Raw genomic sequence first — 19,410 nt, forward strand, 5'->3', positions numbered from 1 at the left:
GCGGCCGGCTTGGTAGGGTCGGTTCCCGAACGACTGCCGGTACGGCCGATCGGTGCTGGGACGCAGGACCATGGCCGGAGCAGTGCCTTCGTCCTGGGTCATGCCCCAAAGAGGCCTTCACCGCCAACGGCAGTCGATCCGGATGCGACCCTACCGGGGCCGGCGGCCGGCTTGGTAGGGTCGGTTCCTGAACGACTGCCGGTACGGCCGATCGGTGCCGGGACGCAGGACCATGGCCGAAGCAGTGCCTTCGTCCGGGGTCATGCCCCAAAGAGGCCTTCACCGCCAACGGCAGTCGATCAGGATGCGACCCTACCAAGGTCCGACCGCGGCCGGCCTGGTAGGGTCGGTTCCCGAACGACTGCCGGTACGACTGATCGGTGCTGGGACGCAGGATCGTGCCCGGAGCAGTGCCTTCGTCCGGGGTCATGCCCCAAAGAGGCCTTCATCGCCAACGGCAGTCGATCCGGATGCGACCCTACCAGGGCCGCGTCGATCGGAATGCGACCCATCCGGTGCGCTCGCCGGCGTACCGGCTCACTCCCGCGGTACCGCCGCCCGCACCTGCTGCCAATGCACCTGCCAGGCCTGGAACATCAGCACGTTCCACAGGTGGGTATGCCACTTACGCTCGCCCTGCTGGAACTGCTGCCACAGCGGCACCACCGCCTCGACGTTGAACACGCCTTCGGCGGCCAGCCGCGCCGGATCCAGCAGGTCGTCGGCCCAGCCGCGCAGGTCGCCCTTGAGCCAGGCACTGACCGGCGCGCCGAAGCCGCGCTTGGGCCGGTGCACCATGTCCTGCGGCACATAACGGCCCAGCACGCGCTTGAGCAGGTACTTGCTGACCCCGTCGCGGTGCTTCATCGACAACGGCAGCGACCAGGCGAATTCGGCCACCCGCCAGTCCAGCAGCGGCGCGCGCGCCTCCAGGCTGACCGCCATGCTGGTACGGTCCACCTTGCACAGCAGGTCGTCGGGCAGGTAGGTGGAAAAATCGGCCAGCATCATCGCGTCGGCCGGCGAACCGGCGCCGTGCAGCGGGTCGGCCAGGTCGTAGAAACTGCTGGCGCCGCGCGCGCCCTGCACCGCCGCCACCGGGTCGCGCCAGCGCGAGATGCGGTTGCGGTAGACATCGCCGATACCGCGCGCGCCGGTTTCAGCCAGCAACGCGGCCAGCCCGCCGGTACGCGAGGCCTCGCCCTGCGCGTGCGCGTGGCTGGCCATCCAGCGCCGCAGCGGCGCCGGCACCTTGCCGAGCAGGTTCCAGTTGCGCAGCGCGCGCTGGTAGCGGCTGTAGCCGAAGAAAAGTTCGTCGCCACCGTCGCCGGAAAGCGCCACGGTCACCGCGCCGCGGGCCAGCCTGGCCACCAGCGCGGTGGGCACCTGCGAAGCGTCGGCGAAGGGCTCGTCGAACATCGCCGGCAGCTGCGGCACCACCGCCAGCGCATCGGCGCCGCTGACGTACAGTTCGGTGTGGTCGGTGCCCAGATGGGCCGCCAGCGCCTTGGCCAGCGGCGCCTCGTCGTGGTCCGAATCCTGGAAGCCGATGCTGAAACTGTGGATCGGGGTGGACGACTGCGACTGCATCAGCGCGGCCACCACCGACGAATCGGTACCGCCGGACAGGAACACCCCGACCGGCACGTCGGCCACCATGCGCAGCCCGACCGCATCGCGCAGCAAGCCGTCCAACTGGTTTTCGGCGTCGTCGTCGCTGCCGATGAACGGCAGCGCGAGCGCCTGCTGCATGCGCTCGCGCGCGTTCCAGAACGGCACCTGCTGCTGGTCGGGCCGGTGCGCGGCGGGGCCGGCGGCCACGGCGGCCGCGTCCAGCCGCAGCAAGCGGCCGGGCATCAGCTTGAAGCAGTCGCTGTGGATGCAGTGCGGCGCGGGAATGTAATCCAGCCGCAGCAGCAGGGTCAGCGCATCGCGGTCGACCCCGTTGTCGAAGTCCGGGTGCTGCCACAGCGCCTTCAACTCCGAGCCGAACACCAGGCTGGCGCCGGCCCAGCCGTAGTACAGCGGCTTCTTGCCAACCCGGTCGCGGGCCAGCCACAGGCACTGCTCGGCGCGGTCCCACAGCGCGATGGCGAACATGCCGTTGGCGCGCTGCAGGGTCTCATCCAGGCCCCAGGCCACGAACGCGGCCAGCAGCACCTCGGTGTCCGAATGGCCACGGAAGTGGTGCCCCATCGCTTCCAGCTCGGCGCGCAGCAGCGCGAAGTTGTACACCTCGCCGTTGTAGGCCAGGACGTAGCGGCCATCGTCGGAGGCCATCGGCTGGTGGCCCAGCGGCGACAGGTCCAGGATGCTCAGGCGCCGGTGCGCCAGCGCGATGCCGCTGGCCGGATCGGCCCATACCCCGCTGTCGTCGGGCCCACGGTGCACCATCGCATCGCCCATGCGCTGCGCCAATCGTTCCAGCGCCGCATGCTCCAGTTCCGGAGCGGGCAGCAGCATTCCAGCCAATCCACACATGCGTCAGAGATCCTGCGCCAGAACCCGGGCGGCGCCTACCAGGGCATTGTCGCTTGGAAGCACGCACATTGCTGCCCCCGCCAGCGGGGTATAGGTGTCGGCGCCGCAGACCCGCTGCAGCGGCAGGTGACCCAGCCCGGCCTCGACCAGCGCGGTGATCACGCCCTCGCCCACCCCGCCACTGTGCCGGCCCTCGTCCACCACCAGCACCCGCTGCGCGTCGGCGGCCTGTTCGGCGATGAAGCCGGCATTGAGCGGCACCAGCCAGCGCAGGTCCACCACCCGTACCTGCCAGCCCAGTTCCTGGCCGATGCTGCGCGCCGCGCGCAGGCTCATCGGCACGCCATTGCCATAGGTGAAGATCACCAGGTCGCTGGCGTCGGGCGCATATACCCGGCCCTGCCCCGGCAGCAGGGTCTGCTCCGGCGCGGGGTACGGGAACAGCCACTGGCCATCGCCGGGCTCGTACAGATCCTTGGTCATGTACAGCGCGATCGGCTCCAGGAACACCGACACCCGCCCGTCCACCTGGGCCAGCGCGGCCAGGGTGCGCAGCATCATCGCCGCATCGTCGCCGCGCGACGGGCAGCCGACCACCAGGCCGGGGATGTCGCGCAGCGCGGTGATCGAGTTGTCGTTGTGGAAATGCCCGCCAAACCCTTTCTGGTAACCGAGCCCGGCGATCCGCACCAGCATCGGGTTGCGGTACTGGTCGTTGGAGAAGAACTGCAGCGAACAGGCTTCGCCACGCAGCTGGTCGGCGGCATTGTGCAGGTAGGCCAGGTACTGGATTTCCGGGATCGGCAGCATGCCCAGGTTGGCCAGGCCCTGGGCCATGCCCAGGATCATGGTTTCATCCAGCAGCGTGTTGAACACCCGGCGCGGCCCGAACGCCTTGAGCAGGCCCTTGCTGACCGTATACACCCCGCCCTTGTGCGCCACGTCCTCGCCGAACAGCAGCGTGGACGGGTACTTGGCCATCAGTTCGTGCAGGCCCTGGTTGATCTGGATGGCCAAGTGCCGCGGCGGTTGCCGCTCGGGCAGCTGCGCCTGGCTGCCGAACGCGGCAAGGCGCGCCTCGGGCGCGGCGACCCGCCCGGCCTCGGCCTGCACCGCGGCCGGCGAATACGGCGCCAGCGGCGCCATGATCTGCGCCAGTCCTTCCAGCTTGGGCCGGCGGTCGGCCTCGGCGGCGGCGGCAAAACAGCGCACGCGCATCGCTTCGTAACGCTCCAGCACCTGCTCCGGGCGCATCCAGCCCGAGGCCATGGCGATCTGCGCCGAGCGCAGCAGCGGGTCGGCCGCCTCGGCCGCGCACAGTTCCGGCAGCGGCCGCCATTCGATTTCGAAATCGGTCCCGGCATGGCCCATCAGGCGCGTGGTGCGCAGGTGCAAAAAGGTCGGCCGGCGCGTATGCCGGCAATGCTCCAGCGCGCGTTGCACCTGGGCATGGCCGGCAGCCAGATCCAGGCCGTCGGCATAGAAGTAGTCCAGGCCCGGGCGGTGGCTGAAGCTCTCGGCGATCCAGCCGTCGGGGGTCTTGACCGAAATGCCGATGCCGTTGTCTTCGCAGACGAACAGCACCGGCGCCGGCAGCCGCTGGTAGGCGGCCCAGGCCGCGGTATTGAACGCGGTCTGCGCGGTGGCGTGGTTGGCCGAGGCATCGCCGAAGGAGCAGATCACCACGCTGTCGGCCGGAATCGGCAGGGTGTGGCCGATCCGGCGCGCGCTTTCGATCGCCATCGCCGTGCCCAGCGCCTTGGGCAGGTGCGAGGCGATCGTCGAGGTCTGCGGCAACACCCACAACGGCTTGCTGCCCCAGACCTTGTGCCGCCCGCCACTGGCCGGGTCGTCGCCGCTGGCGGCAAACGACAGCGCCGCGTCCATCACCGGATCCATCCCCGGCAGCTTGGCGAAGCGTTCGGCCATGAACGCGCCGGAGCGGTAATGCAGGAACGCCGGATCGGTATGCCGGGCCAGCCGCGCGACCAGCGCATTGCCTTCGTGGCCGGACGAACCGATGGTGTAGAAGACCTTGTTCTGCACGCGCAGTACGCGCGCCATCAGGTCCAGGTGGCGGCTGACCAGCTGCGACTGGAACAATGCATCGAAGCCCTGCGCATCCAGCGTGCTGCCGGGCAGGATCGGTGCATCCGGCGCCGGCCGCGGGGCGGCCTCACCGCGCCACTGCTGGACGAATTCAATGAAATTGGCATCGCAGACCTCGGCCCGGTTCAGGCCCTTCATGCGTGCGGGAATCGGATCGGGAACCACGGCAAACATCCATCAGCCTCCGTGACACGCGGCCAAAGCGACCACGCCCGAAGTCTGGCTGCAACCTGCGCCGCTTGCCAAGCGCGGGTGCAGCATGGCGCTCAGCCGGCGCGGCGCGCCCGCCACTGCGCGCGCGACTGGCCCCAGATCTCGATCGGTTTGCCATCGTGCGGCGGCGGCAGCTCATCCATGCGCAGCAGGGTGCTGCCGAGCTTGCGCGCGACTACCTTGGAATTTTCGTTGGCCGGATCGATGCTGTGGATGACCTCGTCCCAGCCCAGCGCGTCGAACGCCCAGTCGATGCTGGCGATCGCCGCCTCCGGCGCATAGCCCTTGCCCCAGTGCGCGCGACTGATGCTCCAGCCCACTTCGGGGCCCGGCCAGTCCAGCGGCTGCCACGGGCCCATCCGCCCGACCCAGTCGCCGCTGCTTTTTTCGATCACCGAGAACATCGAAAAGCCGTACAGCTGCCAGCTGCCGGCCAGGCAGCAGAAGCTGCGCCAGGCCTGCGAGCGGGGCTGTACGCCACCGAGGTGCTGCATCACCTGCGGGTCGGCGCAGAACTGCAGGAAGGCGTCGAAGTCTTCGACGCGGGGTGGGCGCAGGATCAGCCGGTCGGTCTCCAGGCGCAGATCGAAGATGCTCATGCAGGTTCCTTGGAATAAGCCGATCTGGATCTTCGCAGAAGGCGCAAGAGTAGGCCAATGGGTGCTGGCCGGATCTGCAGGAAGCCAAGGCAGGATCAAAGGCAGGATCAAACGCGTTTCGTGCCCCTTCGGGGCGCGAGTCACTTTCTGATGTCGCACATCCGTGTGCGCCACCCTACGGGCCAGCTACGCTGTTCCGCGCCGCTCCTGCGGCGCTGGTGCTCGTGCAAGAAAGTAACCAAAGAACACGCCCCCGTCCGCTCGCCGCCGGGCGTTGCCCGTCGGTGCCCTGCGCTTCTCGCGTCATCGGGGACGGCGCGGAACTCGCTGCGCTCGCGCCCCTAGACCAGCGGGCGCCCGTTATTCCAACGCGTCGCCACGCGCCCATGCGTTGCCGCGCAGCCCTCAGCACGCTTCATGCTTGGCCCGCGCCTCTTCGCCCGCGCCTCCGTAGCAATGAATGTCCATAGTGAAGAACGCGTCGCTACGCGCCTGTTCCCGGACGAATGGGAATGCGATGCTCGGCTCGCTCCAAGGGGGGGACAGGTCAAAATCACGAGCAACGGCACCAGCAGCCGGGCAGAGCCCGGCTCTACGAGCAAGGATGGTGATCGCAGCATCAGCATTCGCCCGCAGCGTGCGCCATCTCCCTCTTCCCAAACGCAACAGGCCGGCTTTCGCCGGCCTGTCGCCTTACGCATCTCACCACGCGGTTACTGCTTGTTCGAATCCAGCGCCGCGGTCTGGGTGACCAGCTGGCCATCGACCACCGGCAGGCGGTCGCTGCTCGGCTTGTTGTCCATCTTCACCGTCTTTTCCACGCCGTCGTAACGGTAGGTCACGTTGTAGCCGGTGACCGCATTGGTGGTGCCCATCGGAATGCGGTTGCCCGGCTTGCTGGCCATGCGCATCGTCCCGGTGGTGCCGTCCTCGTTGCGGTAGGTGACGTTGTAGCCGGTCACCTTGGTGGACTCGGAGGTCGCCGTTTCGGTATGGCACTGGCGCTCGGTGCGGTTGACCACGCGGCCGCCCACATGGCGCTTGTCGACCTGGTTGCCGATAAGGCCGCCGGCCACGGCACCGGCTGCGGTGGCGGCCTTCTTGCCGTTGCCGCCACCGACCTGGTTGCCGAGCAGGCCGCCGATCACCGCACCAGCCACCGTGCCGCCGACATTGCCGTCGCGCTCGGGCAGGCGCTCCTGCACCACCACGTCCTGGCAGACCTCATGCGGGGTCTGGGTGGTGGAGGTCTGGCGCACCGGCTCGGTGCCGATCACGGTGGCGTAGGCCTTTTCCTTTCTGGTCAGCGGGTCGACCTTGACCACGTCGGCGTATTCCAGCCTGCCGGCCTTGTCTTCCACGGCCAGCGCATCGGTGCGGGCACCGTCGTCGGCCAGCGGAGAGGTGTCCAGGTTGGGCCGGGTCTGTGCAGCGGTCACCGCGTCGGACGAAGAATTGCCGCTCTTCATGAAAGCAGCGGTGGCGATACCGCCGACAAGCAGCGCGCCAGCGGCGACCAAAGCAGTAGTAGTTGTACTTTTCATAACCGGCTCCTTGCGGACCATCCGCAACGTTCTTGAGCGAATTCCAGCACGTCGACCCTGAACGGAATCTCCACATTCCGTACACGCCACCTTTCCCCATTCAGGTTCTGTCGCAACAGGGCTCGTGATAGCGTTTACAGCATCTGTCGAGGAGAGCGTCATGGCCAACCCCCTGCTGCTGCCGGTGCTGGAATGGGCGCGCCGGCTGCGCTACCCCACGCTGTTCAAGCTGACCGCCGGGCTGTTCGCGCTGACCCTGTTCATTCCCGACCCGGTGCCGTTCGTCGACGAGATCCTGCTCGGGATGGGCACGCTGCTGCTGGCCAACTGGAAAAGCCGCGGCGCAGTGATGCCGCCTGCCCTGCCGGGCAAGCGCCGCGCGTGATCCTGGTCGACAGTCATTGCCACCTCGACGCCGGCGAGTTCGACACCGACCGCGCCGAGGTGATCGAACGCGCGCGCGCCGCCGGCGTGCGCACCCAGGTGGTGCCGGCGGTGACCGCCGCCAGCTGGCCCAAGCTGCGCGATACCTGCCGGCCCGCCGATGGCCTGTACCCGGCCTATGGGCTGCACCCGATGTTCCTGGCCGAGCACCGGGCCAGCGATCTCGACGACCTGCGCGGCTGGATCGAGCGCGAGCGCCCGTGCGCGGTGGGCGAATGCGGGCTGGATTTGTTCGTCGAGGGACTCGATGCGGAGCTGCAGCAGCAGTACTTCGTGGGACAACTGCGGCTGGCGCGCGAGTTCGACCTGCCGGTGATCGTGCATGCCCGTCGCGCAGTGGACGCGGTGATCGCGGCGATCAAACAGGTGGGCGGGCTGCGCGGGGTGGTGCACAGTTTCCCGGGCAGTCCGGAGCAGGCCGGGCAGTTGCACAAACTGGGTTTCCTGCTGGGCCTGGGCGGTCCGTTGACCTACGACCGTGCGCAACGCCTGCAGCGGCTGGTGGCACAGATACCGCTGGAGCAGCTGCTGCTGGAAACCGACGCGCCCGACCAGCCCGATGCCGGCATCCGCGGCGAGCGCAACGAGCCCGCACGACTGCCGGTGATCCTGGAGACCGTCGCGCGCCTACGCGGCCAGCCAGCCGAGGACATCGCCGCACAGACCACGGCGAACGCCAAGCGGCTGTTCGGCCTGCCATAACGGCGCCCACCGCTCACAACTGCCGCAAATCCTATAGGCCATTGGCCGGCTGCCGGAAAACCCGGCCACACCCAAGGCCGCCGACCCAACGCTTGCCTGTAGTGGGCCGGGGCAGTCCATCGATGGCCCACGGAACAGCAGGGCGAATGTGGCTGTCTGCATTGCGTTGCGGGGACGGCGCCGTTGGTTCGCCATCAGGCATCCATCCAGTCATGAAGAGACAAAGCGCCGACCCATTGCAGAAGGGCAGTGCCCTGCTGTTGAACTTGCCCTTCCCCAGACCACCGACCCACTGTCGATGGGCGGGGGCGTGTGGGTTCGCGGGACCCTCCACCGCATGGATGCGGTGGCGGAGCTTACACGGACGTACTTGCAGCGTGTCCCGCGGGCCCACACGCCCCCGCCCTACTCGGGCAGGCGTTGACCTGACGGCTGTTGATTGGCATTGGCTTCGGCTTTCCGAGCAGCCAACCAACGGTGGCGACTACGTGGGTGTAGCGCTCTTCCTGGGCTTCATGAGCATCTCCAGCGCCTTGCCCACCGCGGCGAAGGCGAACGCACCGGTGATGTGGGTGGCCGCGCCCAGGCCGGCGCCGCAGTCCAGCTTCAGCGCCGCGTCCGCACCAAGATTGGGACGGATGCCACATACGCTGCCGTCGGCCTGCGGGTACTTCACGTTCTCCAGCGAATACACCGCCGGCACGCCGAAGTAGCGCGAAGCGTTCTTGGGGAAGTTGAAATCGCTGCGCAGCTTCTTGCGGATCAGCGCCATCATCGCGTCATGCTCGGTGCGCGATACATCGCGGATCCGCACCAGGGTCGGATCGGTGCGCCCACCGGCCGCGCCCACCGTCAGGATCGGCAGCTTGCGGCGACGGCACCAGGCGATGGTTTCCACCTTGACCCGGAAACTGTCGCAGGCATCGATCACCAGGTCGAAATCGCGGTCCAGCAGTTCCACCATGTTGGACACGGTCAGGAACGATGCAATCGCCTCCACCTGGATGTCCGGGTTGATCGCCCGGCAGCGCTCGGCCATCGCCTCGGCCTTGTTGCGGCCGTACTGGCCGGCCAGCGCCGGCAGCTGGCGGTTGGTGTTGGACACGCAGATATCGTCGGCATCGATCAGGGTCAGCTGCCCCACCGCCGTGCGCGCCAGCGCCTCCACCACCCACGAGCCCACCCCGCCCATGCCCACCACCGCCACCTTGCGGGTCGACAGCAGGTCCACGGTGCCTACCCCATACAGCCGGTCGATGCCGGCAAATCGTTCGCGCAGTACGTCGTTCATCGGCGCATTTTAGAGGCCTGCACGGTCCAGCGGACGCCCCATCCACAGGACGCACCGTAAGATCGGTACAGCCACCCTACCCGGACGCCATCCATGAATCAGCCCGCCACCCCGCCCCGCCGCGCCTCGGCCGCCTACCGTTACCTGGTCGTCGGCGTGCTCGGCCTGCTGGTCGGCCTGATCGCCACGGTGATGGTCGCCCGCGCCATCCAGGCCCGGCAGGATCCGTTCCCGGACGCCCTGATGAACGTGATGGCCCGGCAGGTGCAGCTGCTGCGCGATGCCCAGGCGCAGAGCCGCTGCAGCCTGGCCGACAGCGTGCCGCGCCTGCAGACCCTGCGCTCGCTGTCCAACGACCTGGACCTGGCCTTCCCCGGCCTGAAGGACAGCCAGGGCTTCCAGCAGCACGCCGGCACCCTGCGCGCCAGCCTGAACCAGGGGCTGGCGGCGCCGCCGGTCGACTGTGCCGGCATGGCCGCGCTGGTGGAAAAACTCGATACCGGCTGCCAGGCCTGCCACCAGGATTTCCGCTGATTCATCTGCCAGCTACCCGGGCCGGTCGGGATTGGCACGCTGTTCACGTAGGACAGGACAGGATCTGCGCCATGCGCACCAGACGCATTCGACCACCCCTTCTGGCCAGGAGAACCACCATGAAGACCCAACTCATCGCTGCCGCCGCCGTTGCCACCGTCGCGCTGGCCGGCTGCGCCACCACCTCGCCGGGCTATGGCAGCAGTGGTTACAACAATGGCTACGGCAACCAGGGCAACAGCTACAACAACGGCCGCTGCGCCGATTGCGGCATCGTCACCCGGATCAACCAGGTGGCCTCCGGCCGTACCGCGCCGACCGCCACCGGCGCGATCCTGGGCGGTATCGTCGGCGCGGTGGCCGGCCATGAGATCTCCGACCACACCGGCGGCAGCCGCGGCAACAAGAACATCGCCGCCGCCGCAGGCGCCGTCGGTGGCGCGCTGGCCGGCAACCAGATCCAGAAGAACGTCACCAGCGACACCTTCGACATCACCGTGCGCATGGACGATGGCCGTACCGTGGTGGTCAACCAGCGCGACCTGGGCGGCATCCGCGAGAACACCTACGTACGTGTGGTCAACGGCAAGGTAATCCTGCGCTGATCACGACCGGACCAGATGGACGCGCAAAAAAGGGCCCGCTTGCGCGGGCCCTTTCGTGTCTGCCTCCGGGCAAACCGGTGTGCGCTTAGAGCGGCTTCACCTTGTCGGCCTGCAGGCCCTTCTGGCCGTTGACCACTTCGAACTCGACCGCCTGACCTTCCTTGAGGCTCTTGAAGCCCGCAGATTCGATCGCACGGAAGTGCACGAACACGTCCTCGCCGCTTTCACGGCTGATGAAACCAAAACCCTTGGCGTCGTTGAACCACTTGACGGTGCCCTTCTCGCTCATCTTAGCTACTCCCTAGAACTGTCTTGTTGTTGGATACGCCTGGTTGGGCGGCTGACAGCAAGGGGGAAGCGAGGTGCAACGATGCAGCGGATCCGGAAGATCTACCATCATCAGGCCACGATCCACGGTGACCTTGCCAAGCTCAGCGCCTGCAACTTAACCCGGGCAAAACGAAAAAGCAATTGGCAAACCCCAGCATTGTCAACCCCATTTCCCCCTACCATACCGGACAGCATGGACCATTCATTCATCTTGTATCTGCTAGCGGCCGTACTGGTCCTGGTCGGCATCGCCGGCGTCATGCTGCCCGCCCTGCCCGGCATCCCGCTGGTGTTTGCCGGGCTGCTGCTGGCGGCCTGGGCCGATGGCTTCGCGCACGTGGGCTGGTTGCCGCTGACCCTGCTCGGGCTGCTGACCCTGCTCTCCTTCGCGGTGGACATCCTGGCCACGGTGGTCGGCGCCCAGCGCGTGGGCGCCAGCAGGAAGGCGCTGTGGGGCACCCTGCTGGGCAGCATCGCCGGGCTGTTCTTCATGCCCATCGGCCTGCTGGCCGGACCGCTGCTGGGCGCACTGGCCGGCGAGTACTGGCATACCCGCGAACTGGGCCGTTCCACCAAGGTGGGCCTGGCCACCTGGCTGGGCATCCTGCTCGGCTTCGCCCTGAAGCTGGCCCTGGTACTGGCCATGCTGGGCCTGTTCGCCTTCGCCTGGTTCTTCTGAGCCGCCCGGCCGGGCCGGGCCGGGCTTCACATCCTGCGCACACCGCCGCCGGGCATAAACGCGGCAGCGGTGTGAACGCGGTGCGCTGGCACGATCCCGGGCCAGCGGCCACACTGTCGCCGCACACCCCATTCATTCTTGCCACCTGGCCTGCTTTCATGATGATCCCGCGCCCCCGCTCCGCCCTGTTCACCGCCCTGGCCCTGGCCAGCCCCTGCCTGCCGCTGGCCGCGCAGGAAGCGGCGCCCACCCCGGCATCGCCGGAGGCCTGCGCCCTGGTGGACACCGACGCGGCGCGCCTGGCCTGCTACGACAAGCTGTTCGGGCATACCCGCGGAGTGACCGTGGCCGCCGATGCCGCCGCCGCCGCGGCCGTACAGGCCCGCCGCGAGGAGCGCCAGGCCGCGCGCAGCGCCGAGGCCGATGCCCCGGCCACCCAGCGCGCCAGGCAGCGGCTGGGCGAACTGTTCAAGAGCGACGGACATGAAGATGCGCTGGCCAACGCCGGTAAGGGCTCCCTGCTGGACAGCCGCTGGGAACTGGCCCAGGACTCCAAGCTGGGCGCGTTCCAGCTGCGTGCCTACAAGCCGGTGTACCTGCTGCCGGCGTTCTGGACCAGCGACAAGAACCAGACCCCGCAATCGCCCAACCCGGCCAATACGGTCGCCACCCCACAGCTGCTGGACAGCAACGAGCTCAAGTTCCAGCTCAGTTTCAAGACCAAGGTGGTGGAAAACCTGTTCGGCGACAACGGCGACATCTGGGCCGGCTATACCCAGAGCTCGCGCTGGCAGGCCTACAACGCCGAGAACTCGCGCCCGTTCCGCGAAACCAATTACGAACCGGAAGTGATGATGGTGTTCCGCAACGGCTACTCGATCGGCGGCTGGCGCGGGCGCATGACCGGGATCAGCCTCAACCACATGTCCAACGGCCGCGCCGACCCGCTGTCGCGCAGCTGGAACCGGGTGATCCTCAACGTCGGCCTGGACCGCGAGAACTGGGCGCTGGTGCTGCGCCCGTGGTACCGCCTGCCCGAAGACCGCAAGGACGACAACAACCCGGACATCGAGGACTACATGGGCCGCGGCGACGCCACCCTGACCTGGAACAGGAATGGCCACGAAGTTTCGCTGATGGCGCGCCATTCGCTGCGCGGCGGCGACCGCTCGCACGGCGCGCTGCAGCTGGACTACGGCTTTCCGATCAGCAACCTGCTGCGCGGCCATGTGCAGGTGTTCGACGGCTACGGCGAAAGCATGATCGACTACAACCACAAGGCCACCTACATCGGCCTGGGCGTGTCGTTGCTGGAGTGGTACTGATGGCGGTGACGATCTGGCACAACCCGCGCTGCAGCAATTCGCGCGGGGCCTTGCAGCTGCTGCGCGAGCACGGCGTCGAACCGACCGTGATCGACTACCTCAAGGATCCGCCGGACCGCGCCACGCTGCAGGCGCTGGTGGCGGCGATGGGCCTGGGTGCACGCGCCCTGCTGCGCGACAAGGAAGCGGCCTATGCCGAACTCGGGCTGGCCGATGCGGCGCTGGATGACGCCGCCTTGATCGAGGCGATGCTGCAACACCCCGCACTGATCAACCGGCCGATCGTGCGCACCCCGCGCGGGGTGCGCCTGTGCCGGCCACCGGAAACGGTGCTGGCGCTGCTGCCGTAGATCCCTGCCACGCAGGGATACGTCGCGTAGATCCCTGCCATGCAGGGATGCGTCACGTAGGGATGCGTCAGCCGCAGCCGCTCATGCAGCGGCTGCGGTCTTCGCCGCAGGTAAGCGCGGGCAGGCGGTTGCGGCAGTAGTCGGCGCTGGCCTGGCAGGACTTGCGCAGCTCGGGGTTGTCGATCTTGTCGCAGCGGGTGTCGCGCTGGGTGGCCACGCCGGCGCCGCAACTGTCGCCACTGCCGAAGTCGGCACGGCGGGTCATGCAGCTGTCATGGCGACGCTGGCACTGGTCCATGCACTGGTTGGCGGCGGTGACCTCGCGCAGATTGGGCGCGGCGTAGGAATCGCCATCGCTGCTGCAGGCGGTGAGCAGCAGGGACAGCAGCAGTGCGGACAGCATCCTTGGCATGGGCGTGCTCCTTGTTCGGGGGCCGGCGGCGGCCGGCGCGCGTGGGCTAAATGTAGCACTGCCGCGTGGCCCGGCGCCGCCGCATTCGCCCCTTCCACCGGCCTGGCGCGGGGGCGACAATGGCCGCGCCCTTTTACCTGGACGCCAGCGGATGGCCCGACCACGACGCTCCTTCTTCGCCTACGCCTCGGCCCTGCTGGGCCTGCTCAGCCTGATGGGCGTGGCCTGCTTCCACTTCCCGGACCTGTTGACCAGCCGCGAGTTCCGCGCGGTCTACAACGAGCACTTCGCCCGCCACCTGCTGCTGGTCGGGCTGGCCGCCGCCTTCGTGCTTGGCACGCTGGCGATCCTGCGCGACCGCAACAAGCGTATCGCCACGGTCGGGGTGGGCAGCGCCACGGCCGCGGTGCTGCTGGGCGGTACCAACGTGCAGTTCGATGCCATCGGCCAGACCCCCTATTCGCTGGGGCTGGACTGGTTCGTGCTGTCGCTGTTCTTCTCGGCGCTGGTATTCGTGCCGCTGGAACGCTACCTGGGCAAGCAGGCGCTGTCGCCGCTGCGGCCGGGCTGGCGCACCGACGTGGGCTATTTCTTCATGAGCCACGTGCTGGTGCAGTTCATCCTGATCCTGGTCACCGCCTCCACCTCGACCATCGCCGGGCTGGCCGCCTTCCCGGCGGTCAAGCAGCTGATCCAGTCGATGCCGGTGTGGTTGCAGTTCCTGGTCGCCGTATTCGTGGCCGACATGGCCCAGGCCCTGCTGCACCGCGCCTACCACAACATTCCCTGGCTCTGGCGCTTCCACGCCGTGCACCATTCCAGCCGGCACATGGACTGGCTGGCCGGCTCGCGCATCCACCTGGTTGAAATCGTGATCACCCGCAGCTGCGTGTTGCTGCCGCTGCTGGTACTGGGCTTCTCCACCCCTGCGGTGAACGCCTATGTGATCCTGGTCGGCCTGCAGGCGGTGCTGGCCCACGCCAACCTGGGCATCCGCTTCGGCTGGCTGGAATACCTGCTGGTGCTGCCGCGCTACCACCACTGGCACCATGCCCGGCAGCAGGAATACATCGACGTCAACTACGCCATCCACCTGCCGCTGGTGGACATGCTGATGGGCACCTTCAAGCTGCCCCGCGACCAGCGCCAGTGGCCGCAGGAGTACGGCGTTATGAAGCTGGAAACCGTGCCCAAGGGCATCATCAATCAACACCTGATGCCGTTGCGCGCACGCAAGACCTTCGACGAGTTCGTCGACTGAGGTCAGCGCGCGCTAGCGCACGACGGCGTCAGCGCCAGTCGGTGATGCCTTCGCGGCGGTACACCTCGGCGAACGCCGGCCGCGCTTTCAAGCGGTCGGCATAGGCCTTGAGCACCGGCCAGGTGTCGCTGGGGCTGGGCATGTTGCGCGACCAGCGCAGCAGCATCACCACCATGAAGTCGACCACGCTGACCTGCGCGCCCAACATGTACGGCCCGTGTGCCTGCAGGTGCGCGGCCAGCTGCTGCCAGGCCGCCTCCAGCCGTTCGCGCGCGGCCTGGCGGACCGCCTCGGTCTGCTCGCCGCCGGCGAACTCATGCGCATAGAACCAGGCCCGGTAGGCCGGCTGCACCGTGTTGGCGCTCCAGAACATCCAGCGATAGGCTTCTGCGCGCGCCGGGGTACCGCTGGCCGGCAACAACCCGGCCGATGGATGCAGGTCGGCCAGGTGCAGCGCGATGGCCGCCGCTTCGGTCAGCACCTGGCCGTCCATCACCAGGGTCGGCACCACCCCGGCCGGGTTGAGCGCCAGGTACGCGGCGGTCTTGTGCTGGCGCTGCTCGAAATCCAGCAGCACCAGTTCGTGCGCCAGTTCCAGTTCGAGCAACAGCCAATGCACCACCAGCGAGGCGGTGCTGGGGGAGCCGTACAGGGTGATGCGCATCGGTGCAGCCTCGGCGGGAAAACGCCGATTATGCCTGCGGCCGCCCGCGCGCAGCGCCACGCAGGTACAGATCGGCCGCCATGGCGGCAGGCGCTGTGCCTGTCGGCGCCGGCTGCACGCGCCTAGCATGGCCGGCACCTGCCACTGGAGCCGCCGCATGCCCGCCACATCCACCCTGTTCGCCTTCGGGCTGATCGCGCTGGGCATGGTGCTCACCCCGGGGCCGAACATGATCTACCTGGTGTCGCGCTCGATCTGCCAGGGTCGCGCGGCCGGGCTGGTGTCGCTGTCGGGGATCGCCGTGGGTTTCCTGGTGTACCTGCTGTGCGCGGTACTGGGCATCACCGCGCTGTTGATGGCCGTGCCGCATGCCTATGACGTGCTGCGCATCGCCGGCGCCCTGTACCTGCTGTACCTGGCCTGGCAGGCGCTGCGCCCGGGTGGGCGCTCGCCGTTCCAGCTGCGCGAGCTGCCGCGCGACAGCCCGCGCCGGTTGTTCGCGATGGGCCTGTTGACCGCCCTGCTCAATCCGAAGATCGCGGTGATCTACCTGTCGCTGCTGCCGCAGTTCATCCAGCCGGGCGGACACGGCAGCGTGATGACGCAATCGCTGGCCCTGGGGCTGGTGCAGATCGCCACCAGCCTGGGCGTCAATGCGCTGATCGTACTGGCCGCCGGCAGCATCGCCACGTTCCTGGCCGGACGCCCGCGCTGGCAGACCGTGCAACGCGGGCTGATGGGCACGGTGCTGGGCGGGCTGGCGGTGCGCATGCTGGTGGACGCACGGCGCTGAGCGTGCACCGACCCACGGTCGGTGCCTACCGCGATCGGCAATGTCTGCCGCGTGCGGCAACCCCGACCGCGATCGCAACGCCTGCCGCGTCCAACAACGCGCAGCGCAATCGCAACGAAAAACGGCGCCCTCGGGCGCCGTTTTCTGTCATCGGATGCCGACCGTCAGCCGGCACCCGACGGGTCAGGCCACCACTACCGGAATCTTGCCGATCCGGGCCTGCCATTCGCGTGGGCCGGTCTGGTGCACCGATTCGCCGGTGGAGTCCACCGCCACGGTCACCGGCATGTCCTGCACGGTGAACTCGTAGATCGCCTCCATGCCCAGGTCGGCGAAGCCGACCACGCGGGCGGCCTTGATCGCCTTGGACACCAGGTAGGCCGAACCGCCCACCGCCATCAGGTAGGCCGACTTGTTGTCGCGGATCGCCTCGATCGCCGCCGGGCCGCGTTCGGCCTTGCCGACCATGCCGAGCAGGCCGGTCTGCTCCAGCACCTGGCGGGTGAACTTGTCCATGCGGGTAGCCGTGGTCGGGCCGGCCGGGCCCACCACTTCGTCGCGCACCGGATCGACCGGGCCCACGTAGTAGATGAAGCGGCCCTTGAGATCCACCGGCAGCGGCTCGCCCTTGTCCAGCATTTCCACCATGCGCTTGTGCGCGGCATCGCGGCCGGTCAGCAGCTTGCCGTTGAGCAGCAGGGTCTGGCCCGGCTTCCAGCTGGCCACGTCTTCGGGGGTGATGGTGTCCAGGTCCACCCGGGTGCCCTTGGAGGCGTCATAGGTGATCTGCGGCCAGTCTTCCAGCGACGGCGGGTCCAGCATCACCGGGCCGCTGCCATCCAGGGTGAAGTGCGCGTGGCGGGTGGCCGCGCAGTTGGGGATCATCGCCACCGGCAGGTTGGCCGCGTGGGTCGGGAAGTCCTTGACCTTGATGTCCAGCACCGTGGTCAGCCCGCCCAGGCCCTGCGCGCCGATGCCCAGCGCGTTGACCTTGTCGAACAGTTCCAGGCGCAGCTCTTCGGCACGATTGGAGGCGCCACGGGCCTTGAGCTCGTTGATGTCGATCGGCTCCATCAGCGATTCCTTGGCCAGCAGCATCGCCTTCTCGGCGGTGCCGCCGATGCCGATCCCGAGCATGCCCGGCGGGCACCAGCCGGCGCCCATGGTCGGCACGGTCTTGAGCACCCAGTCCACGATCGAGTCGGACGGGTTGAGCATGGCGAACTTGCTCTTGGCTTCCGAACCGCCGCCCTTGGCCGCCACGATCACCTCGACGGTGTCGCCCGGCACCACCTTGACGTTGACCACGCCAGGGGTGTTGTCCTTTGTGTTGATGCGCTTGCCGGCCGGGTCGGCCAGCACCGAGGCGCGCAGCTTGTTGTCGGGATAGTTGTAGGCACGGCGCACGCCTTCATTGGCCATGTCCTCCACGCCCATGGTGGCATCGTCCCAGCGCACGTTCATGCCGATTTCCAGGAACACGGTAACGATGCCGGTGTCCTGGCAGATCGGCCGGTGGCCTTCGGCGCACATGCGCGAATTGATCAGGATCTGCGCCATCGCTTCCTTGGCGGCCGGCGATTCCTCGCGCTCATAGGCGGCGTTGAGGCTCTTGATGTAATCGACCGGATGGTAGTACGAGATGTACTGCAGCGCGTCGGCGATGGACTGGATGAGGTCTTCCTGCTTGATCGATGTCACGACTTGCTCGCTTGCTGGAGGCTGGCGGGGGTTGAGCCCGCTATTTTACCCCCCCGCCGGGGCTGGCGGTGGCGTTGCCGGCCGTTGGCGGCGCAACGCGGCCGGCCGCCCGCTCCAGCCGCACTCCAGGTCTCGGTGGCGTTCCTGGCCCTGCTCGAACAGCTCGGCCCGGACGAGCGCGCCGCATTCCTGCTCAAGGACGTGTTCGACTACGACTACCCGCAGATCGCCCCGCTGCTGGAGCACAGCCAGGCCAACTGCCGCCAGCTGGTGCACCGCGCGCGCCAGCGCCTGCAGGCCGGCAAGCCGCGCTTTGCGGTCAGCCCCGGCCAGCACCGCGACCTACTGACCCGCTTCATGCACGCCTCCCAGGCCGGCGACCAGGCCGCCATCCGCGCCCTGCTGCACGCCAATGCCGAGATGATTTCCGACGGTGGCGGGCAGGTCACCGCCGCGATCCGCCCGCTGCTGGGCGCCGAACGCATCGCGCAGCTGTACTGGGCCATCGCCCGGCGCAATGGCGCCCATCCGGCGCGGATCGGCCAGGTCAACGGCGAACCGGCGATCCTGCGCTTCCAGGGCGACCAGCTGCACTCGGTGACCCTGGTCGGCATCGACGACGGGCGCATCGTGCGCGTGCTCAGCGTGCTCAATCCGGAAAAACTCACCGGGCTTGTCACAGCGCGCGGTGCTGGCGCGTCTTCCTGGTGAAGACGGCCACAGGGGCCGTCATGGAGTCTGCAATGTCCGCTTCGCCCCGCGTTCCCTATTTCCGCCTGGCCAATGAGGCCATCAAGGGCCTGCTGGCCACCAGCAAGGCCGTGCATGACAGCTCGATCGATCCGACGTTGATGGAACTGGTGTTCCTGCGCGTATCGCAGATCAACGGCTGCGGCTACTGCATGGACATGCACGGCACTGCCCTGCGCAACGGCGGCATCGAGCCGCGCAAGCTGGACACGCTGCCGGCCTGGCATGAAAGCCGTTTCTTCGATGCGCGCGAGCGCGCCGCACTGGGCTGGGCCGAAGCCCTGACCCGCCTGCCCGATGCCGCCCCGTCCGACGCCGCCTTCGAGGCGCTGGCCCCGCACTTCGACGAAAAGGGCATCAGCGACCTGAGCGTGGGCATCGCGGTGATCAACGCCTGGAACCGCCTCGGCGCCGGCCTGCTGCCGCCGCTGCCGTAACCCGGTGGAGCCGGCCGCCGGCCGGCTCCACGCAGATCCAAACGGGAATAGGTAGTGCCGGCCGCTGGCCGGCTCCAGGCAAATCCAAACGAGAATAGGTAGTGCCGGCCGCTGGCCGGCTCCAGTCACACCCAACCATCGCCAGGAGCCGGCCAGCGGCCGGCACTACCGGTGCAGCGTGCCGAC

The 19,410-nt window shown here is 68.1% G+C and carries 19 protein-coding genes and 1 pseudogene; 11 read left to right on the forward strand and 9 right to left on the reverse strand.

What is annotated here, in order from left to right; translation table 11 throughout:
- Positions 1-537: 537 nt before the first annotated feature.
- The 4 genes from asnB to IC535_RS13530 form a co-directional block, all read right to left on the reverse strand.
- Positions 538-2,481, reverse strand: a complete 1,944-nt coding sequence (gene asnB / locus IC535_RS13515) for an asparagine synthase (glutamine-hydrolyzing) (protein ID WP_228886881.1) — start codon at positions 2,479-2,481, stop codon at positions 538-540.
- A gap of 3 nt (positions 2,482-2,484) precedes the next feature.
- Positions 2,485-4,764 (reverse strand): thiamine pyrophosphate-dependent enzyme, encoded by a 2,280-nt coding sequence (locus tag IC535_RS13520; protein ID WP_228886880.1) that lies wholly within the window; start codon positions 4,762-4,764, stop codon positions 2,485-2,487.
- A gap of 92 nt (positions 4,765-4,856) precedes the next feature.
- Positions 4,857-5,402, reverse strand: a complete 546-nt coding sequence (locus IC535_RS13525; protein ID WP_228886879.1) for a GNAT family N-acetyltransferase — start codon at positions 5,400-5,402, stop codon at positions 4,857-4,859.
- 713 nt (positions 5,403-6,115) lie between these two features.
- Positions 6,116-6,946 carry a glycine zipper 2TM domain-containing protein gene (locus IC535_RS13530; RefSeq protein WP_306433099.1) on the reverse strand — a complete coding sequence of 277 codons (831 nt, stop codon included), beginning with the start codon at positions 6,944-6,946 and terminating at the stop codon, positions 6,116-6,118.
- 160 nt (positions 6,947-7,106) lie between these two features.
- Here IC535_RS13530 and IC535_RS13535 point away from each other — a divergent pair, with 160 nt between their 5' ends.
- Both IC535_RS13535 and IC535_RS13540 read left to right on the forward strand, forming a co-directional pair.
- Positions 7,107-7,331: a DUF6116 family protein gene (locus IC535_RS13535; RefSeq protein WP_228886878.1), complete on the forward strand. Its 225-nt coding sequence runs from the start codon at positions 7,107-7,109 to the stop codon at positions 7,329-7,331.
- Positions 7,328-8,092 (forward strand): TatD family hydrolase, encoded by a 765-nt coding sequence (locus tag IC535_RS13540; RefSeq protein ID WP_228886877.1) that lies wholly within the window; start codon positions 7,328-7,330, stop codon positions 8,090-8,092. The genes IC535_RS13535 and IC535_RS13540 overlap by 4 nt, the downstream gene beginning before the upstream one ends.
- A 484-nt stretch (positions 8,093-8,576) precedes the next feature.
- Here the strand turns inward: IC535_RS13540 and IC535_RS13545 are convergent, their stop codons facing one another.
- Positions 8,577-9,383: a tRNA threonylcarbamoyladenosine dehydratase gene (locus IC535_RS13545; protein WP_228886876.1), complete on the reverse strand. Its 807-nt coding sequence runs from the start codon at positions 9,381-9,383 to the stop codon at positions 8,577-8,579.
- A 93-nt stretch (positions 9,384-9,476) separates the two neighbouring features.
- Here IC535_RS13545 and IC535_RS13550 point away from each other — a divergent pair, with 93 nt between their 5' ends.
- Together IC535_RS13550 and IC535_RS13555 are read left to right on the forward strand one after the other, a co-directional pair.
- Positions 9,477-9,917 (forward strand): hypothetical protein, encoded by a 441-nt coding sequence (locus IC535_RS13550; RefSeq protein WP_228886875.1) that lies wholly within the window; start codon positions 9,477-9,479, stop codon positions 9,915-9,917.
- A gap of 119 nt (positions 9,918-10,036) precedes the next feature.
- Positions 10,037-10,522, forward strand: coding sequence for a glycine zipper 2TM domain-containing protein (locus IC535_RS13555; RefSeq protein WP_228886874.1), 486 nt, complete (start codon positions 10,037-10,039; stop codon positions 10,520-10,522).
- 85 nt (positions 10,523-10,607) lie between these two features.
- On the opposite strand, the gene IC535_RS13560 is transcribed toward IC535_RS13555, so the two are convergent.
- Positions 10,608-10,811, reverse strand: coding sequence for a cold-shock protein (locus tag IC535_RS13560; RefSeq protein ID WP_228886873.1), 204 nt, complete (start codon positions 10,809-10,811; stop codon positions 10,608-10,610).
- 234 nt (positions 10,812-11,045) lie between these two features.
- On the opposite strand from IC535_RS13560, the gene IC535_RS13565 reads away from it, so the two are divergent.
- The 3 genes from IC535_RS13565 (at position 11,046) to arsC (ending at position 13,206) form a co-directional block, all read left to right on the forward strand.
- Positions 11,046-11,531: a DUF456 domain-containing protein gene (locus IC535_RS13565; RefSeq protein WP_228886872.1), complete on the forward strand. Its 486-nt coding sequence runs from the start codon at positions 11,046-11,048 to the stop codon at positions 11,529-11,531.
- Between the two features lie 158 nt (positions 11,532-11,689).
- Entirely contained in the window at positions 11,690-12,856 is a 1,167-nt protein-coding gene (locus IC535_RS13570; RefSeq protein WP_429000394.1) for a phospholipase A, read from the forward strand.
- A complete protein-coding gene (gene arsC / locus IC535_RS13575; protein WP_228886871.1) occupies positions 12,856-13,206 on the forward strand; it encodes an arsenate reductase (glutaredoxin) in 351 nt (116 codons plus the stop codon). Before IC535_RS13570 ends, arsC begins: the two co-directional genes overlap by 1 nt.
- 67 nt (positions 13,207-13,273) lie before the next feature.
- Here the strand turns inward: arsC and IC535_RS13580 are convergent, their stop codons facing one another.
- A complete protein-coding gene (locus tag IC535_RS13580) occupies positions 13,274-13,618 on the reverse strand; it encodes a hypothetical protein (RefSeq protein WP_228886870.1) in 345 nt (114 codons plus the stop codon).
- Positions 13,619-13,769: 151 nt separating this feature from the next.
- Here IC535_RS13580 and IC535_RS13585 point away from each other — a divergent pair, with 151 nt between their 5' ends.
- The gene (locus IC535_RS13585) at positions 13,770-14,879 is read left to right on the forward strand and encodes a sterol desaturase family protein (protein WP_228886869.1); all 1,110 of its coding nucleotides are present in this window, start codon (positions 13,770-13,772) and stop codon (positions 14,877-14,879) included.
- A 28-nt stretch (positions 14,880-14,907) separates the two neighbouring features.
- Here the strand turns inward: IC535_RS13585 and IC535_RS13590 are convergent, their stop codons facing one another.
- Entirely contained in the window at positions 14,908-15,543 is a 636-nt protein-coding gene (locus tag IC535_RS13590) for a glutathione S-transferase family protein (RefSeq protein ID WP_228886868.1), read from the reverse strand.
- A 157-nt stretch (positions 15,544-15,700) separates the two neighbouring features.
- On the opposite strand from IC535_RS13590, the gene IC535_RS13595 reads away from it, so the two are divergent.
- Positions 15,701-16,336, forward strand: coding sequence for a LysE family translocator (locus IC535_RS13595; RefSeq protein ID WP_228886867.1), 636 nt, complete (start codon positions 15,701-15,703; stop codon positions 16,334-16,336).
- Positions 16,337-16,519: 183 nt separating this feature from the next.
- On the opposite strand, the gene IC535_RS13600 is transcribed toward IC535_RS13595, so the two are convergent.
- Positions 16,520-18,037 carry a fumarate hydratase gene (locus tag IC535_RS13600; RefSeq protein WP_228886866.1) on the reverse strand — a complete coding sequence of 506 codons (1,518 nt, stop codon included), beginning with the start codon at positions 18,035-18,037 and terminating at the stop codon, positions 16,520-16,522.
- A gap of 69 nt (positions 18,038-18,106) precedes the next feature.
- Between IC535_RS13600 and IC535_RS13605 the strand changes: the two are divergent.
- Positions 18,107-18,748 (forward strand): annotated as a pseudogene (locus IC535_RS13605) (sigma factor-like helix-turn-helix DNA-binding protein); the annotation flags it as partial.
- A 32-nt stretch (positions 18,749-18,780) separates the two neighbouring features.
- On the forward strand, positions 18,781-19,224 hold the full coding sequence (locus IC535_RS13610) for a carboxymuconolactone decarboxylase family protein (RefSeq protein ID WP_228886865.1): 444 nt from the start codon (positions 18,781-18,783) through the stop codon (positions 19,222-19,224).
- The last annotated feature ends 186 nt before the right edge of the window (positions 19,225-19,410 follow it).

Source organism: Stenotrophomonas rhizophila, assembly GCF_020857975.1.
GTDB classification, from domain to species: domain Bacteria; phylum Pseudomonadota; class Gammaproteobacteria; order Xanthomonadales; family Xanthomonadaceae; genus Stenotrophomonas; species Stenotrophomonas rhizophila_C.

Coding starts and splice junctions, on each gene's coding strand:
- IC535_RS13535 (WP_228886878.1), top strand. CDS start 7,107: ATGGCCAACCCCCTGCTGCTGCCGGTGCTGGAATGGGCGCGCCGGCTG.
- asnB (WP_228886881.1), bottom strand. CDS start 2,481: ATGTGTGGATTGGCTGGAATGCTGCTGCCCGCTCCGGAACTGGAGCAT.
- IC535_RS13580 (WP_228886870.1), bottom strand. CDS start 13,618: ATGCCAAGGATGCTGTCCGCACTGCTGCTGTCCCTGCTGCTCACCGCC.
- IC535_RS13545 (WP_228886876.1), bottom strand. CDS start 9,383: ATGAACGACGTACTGCGCGAACGATTTGCCGGCATCGACCGGCTGTAT.
- IC535_RS13555 (WP_228886874.1), top strand. CDS start 10,037: ATGAAGACCCAACTCATCGCTGCCGCCGCCGTTGCCACCGTCGCGCTG.
- IC535_RS13560 (WP_228886873.1), bottom strand. CDS start 10,811: ATGAGCGAGAAGGGCACCGTCAAGTGGTTCAACGACGCCAAGGGTTTT.
- IC535_RS13570 (WP_429000394.1), top strand. CDS start 11,690: ATGATGATCCCGCGCCCCCGCTCCGCCCTGTTCACCGCCCTGGCCCTG.
- arsC (WP_228886871.1), top strand. CDS start 12,856: ATGGCGGTGACGATCTGGCACAACCCGCGCTGCAGCAATTCGCGCGGG.
- IC535_RS13530 (WP_306433099.1), bottom strand. CDS start 6,946: ATGAAAAGTACAACTACTACTGCTTTGGTCGCCGCTGGCGCGCTGCTT.
- IC535_RS13550 (WP_228886875.1), top strand. CDS start 9,477: ATGAATCAGCCCGCCACCCCGCCCCGCCGCGCCTCGGCCGCCTACCGT.
- IC535_RS13520 (WP_228886880.1), bottom strand. CDS start 4,764: ATGTTTGCCGTGGTTCCCGATCCGATTCCCGCACGCATGAAGGGCCTG.
- IC535_RS13565 (WP_228886872.1), top strand. CDS start 11,046: ATGGACCATTCATTCATCTTGTATCTGCTAGCGGCCGTACTGGTCCTG.
- IC535_RS13585 (WP_228886869.1), top strand. CDS start 13,770: ATGGCCCGACCACGACGCTCCTTCTTCGCCTACGCCTCGGCCCTGCTG.
- IC535_RS13525 (WP_228886879.1), bottom strand. CDS start 5,402: ATGAGCATCTTCGATCTGCGCCTGGAGACCGACCGGCTGATCCTGCGC.
- IC535_RS13590 (WP_228886868.1), bottom strand. CDS start 15,543: ATGCGCATCACCCTGTACGGCTCCCCCAGCACCGCCTCGCTGGTGGTG.
- IC535_RS13610 (WP_228886865.1), top strand. CDS start 18,781: ATGTCCGCTTCGCCCCGCGTTCCCTATTTCCGCCTGGCCAATGAGGCC.
- IC535_RS13595 (WP_228886867.1), top strand. CDS start 15,701: ATGCCCGCCACATCCACCCTGTTCGCCTTCGGGCTGATCGCGCTGGGC.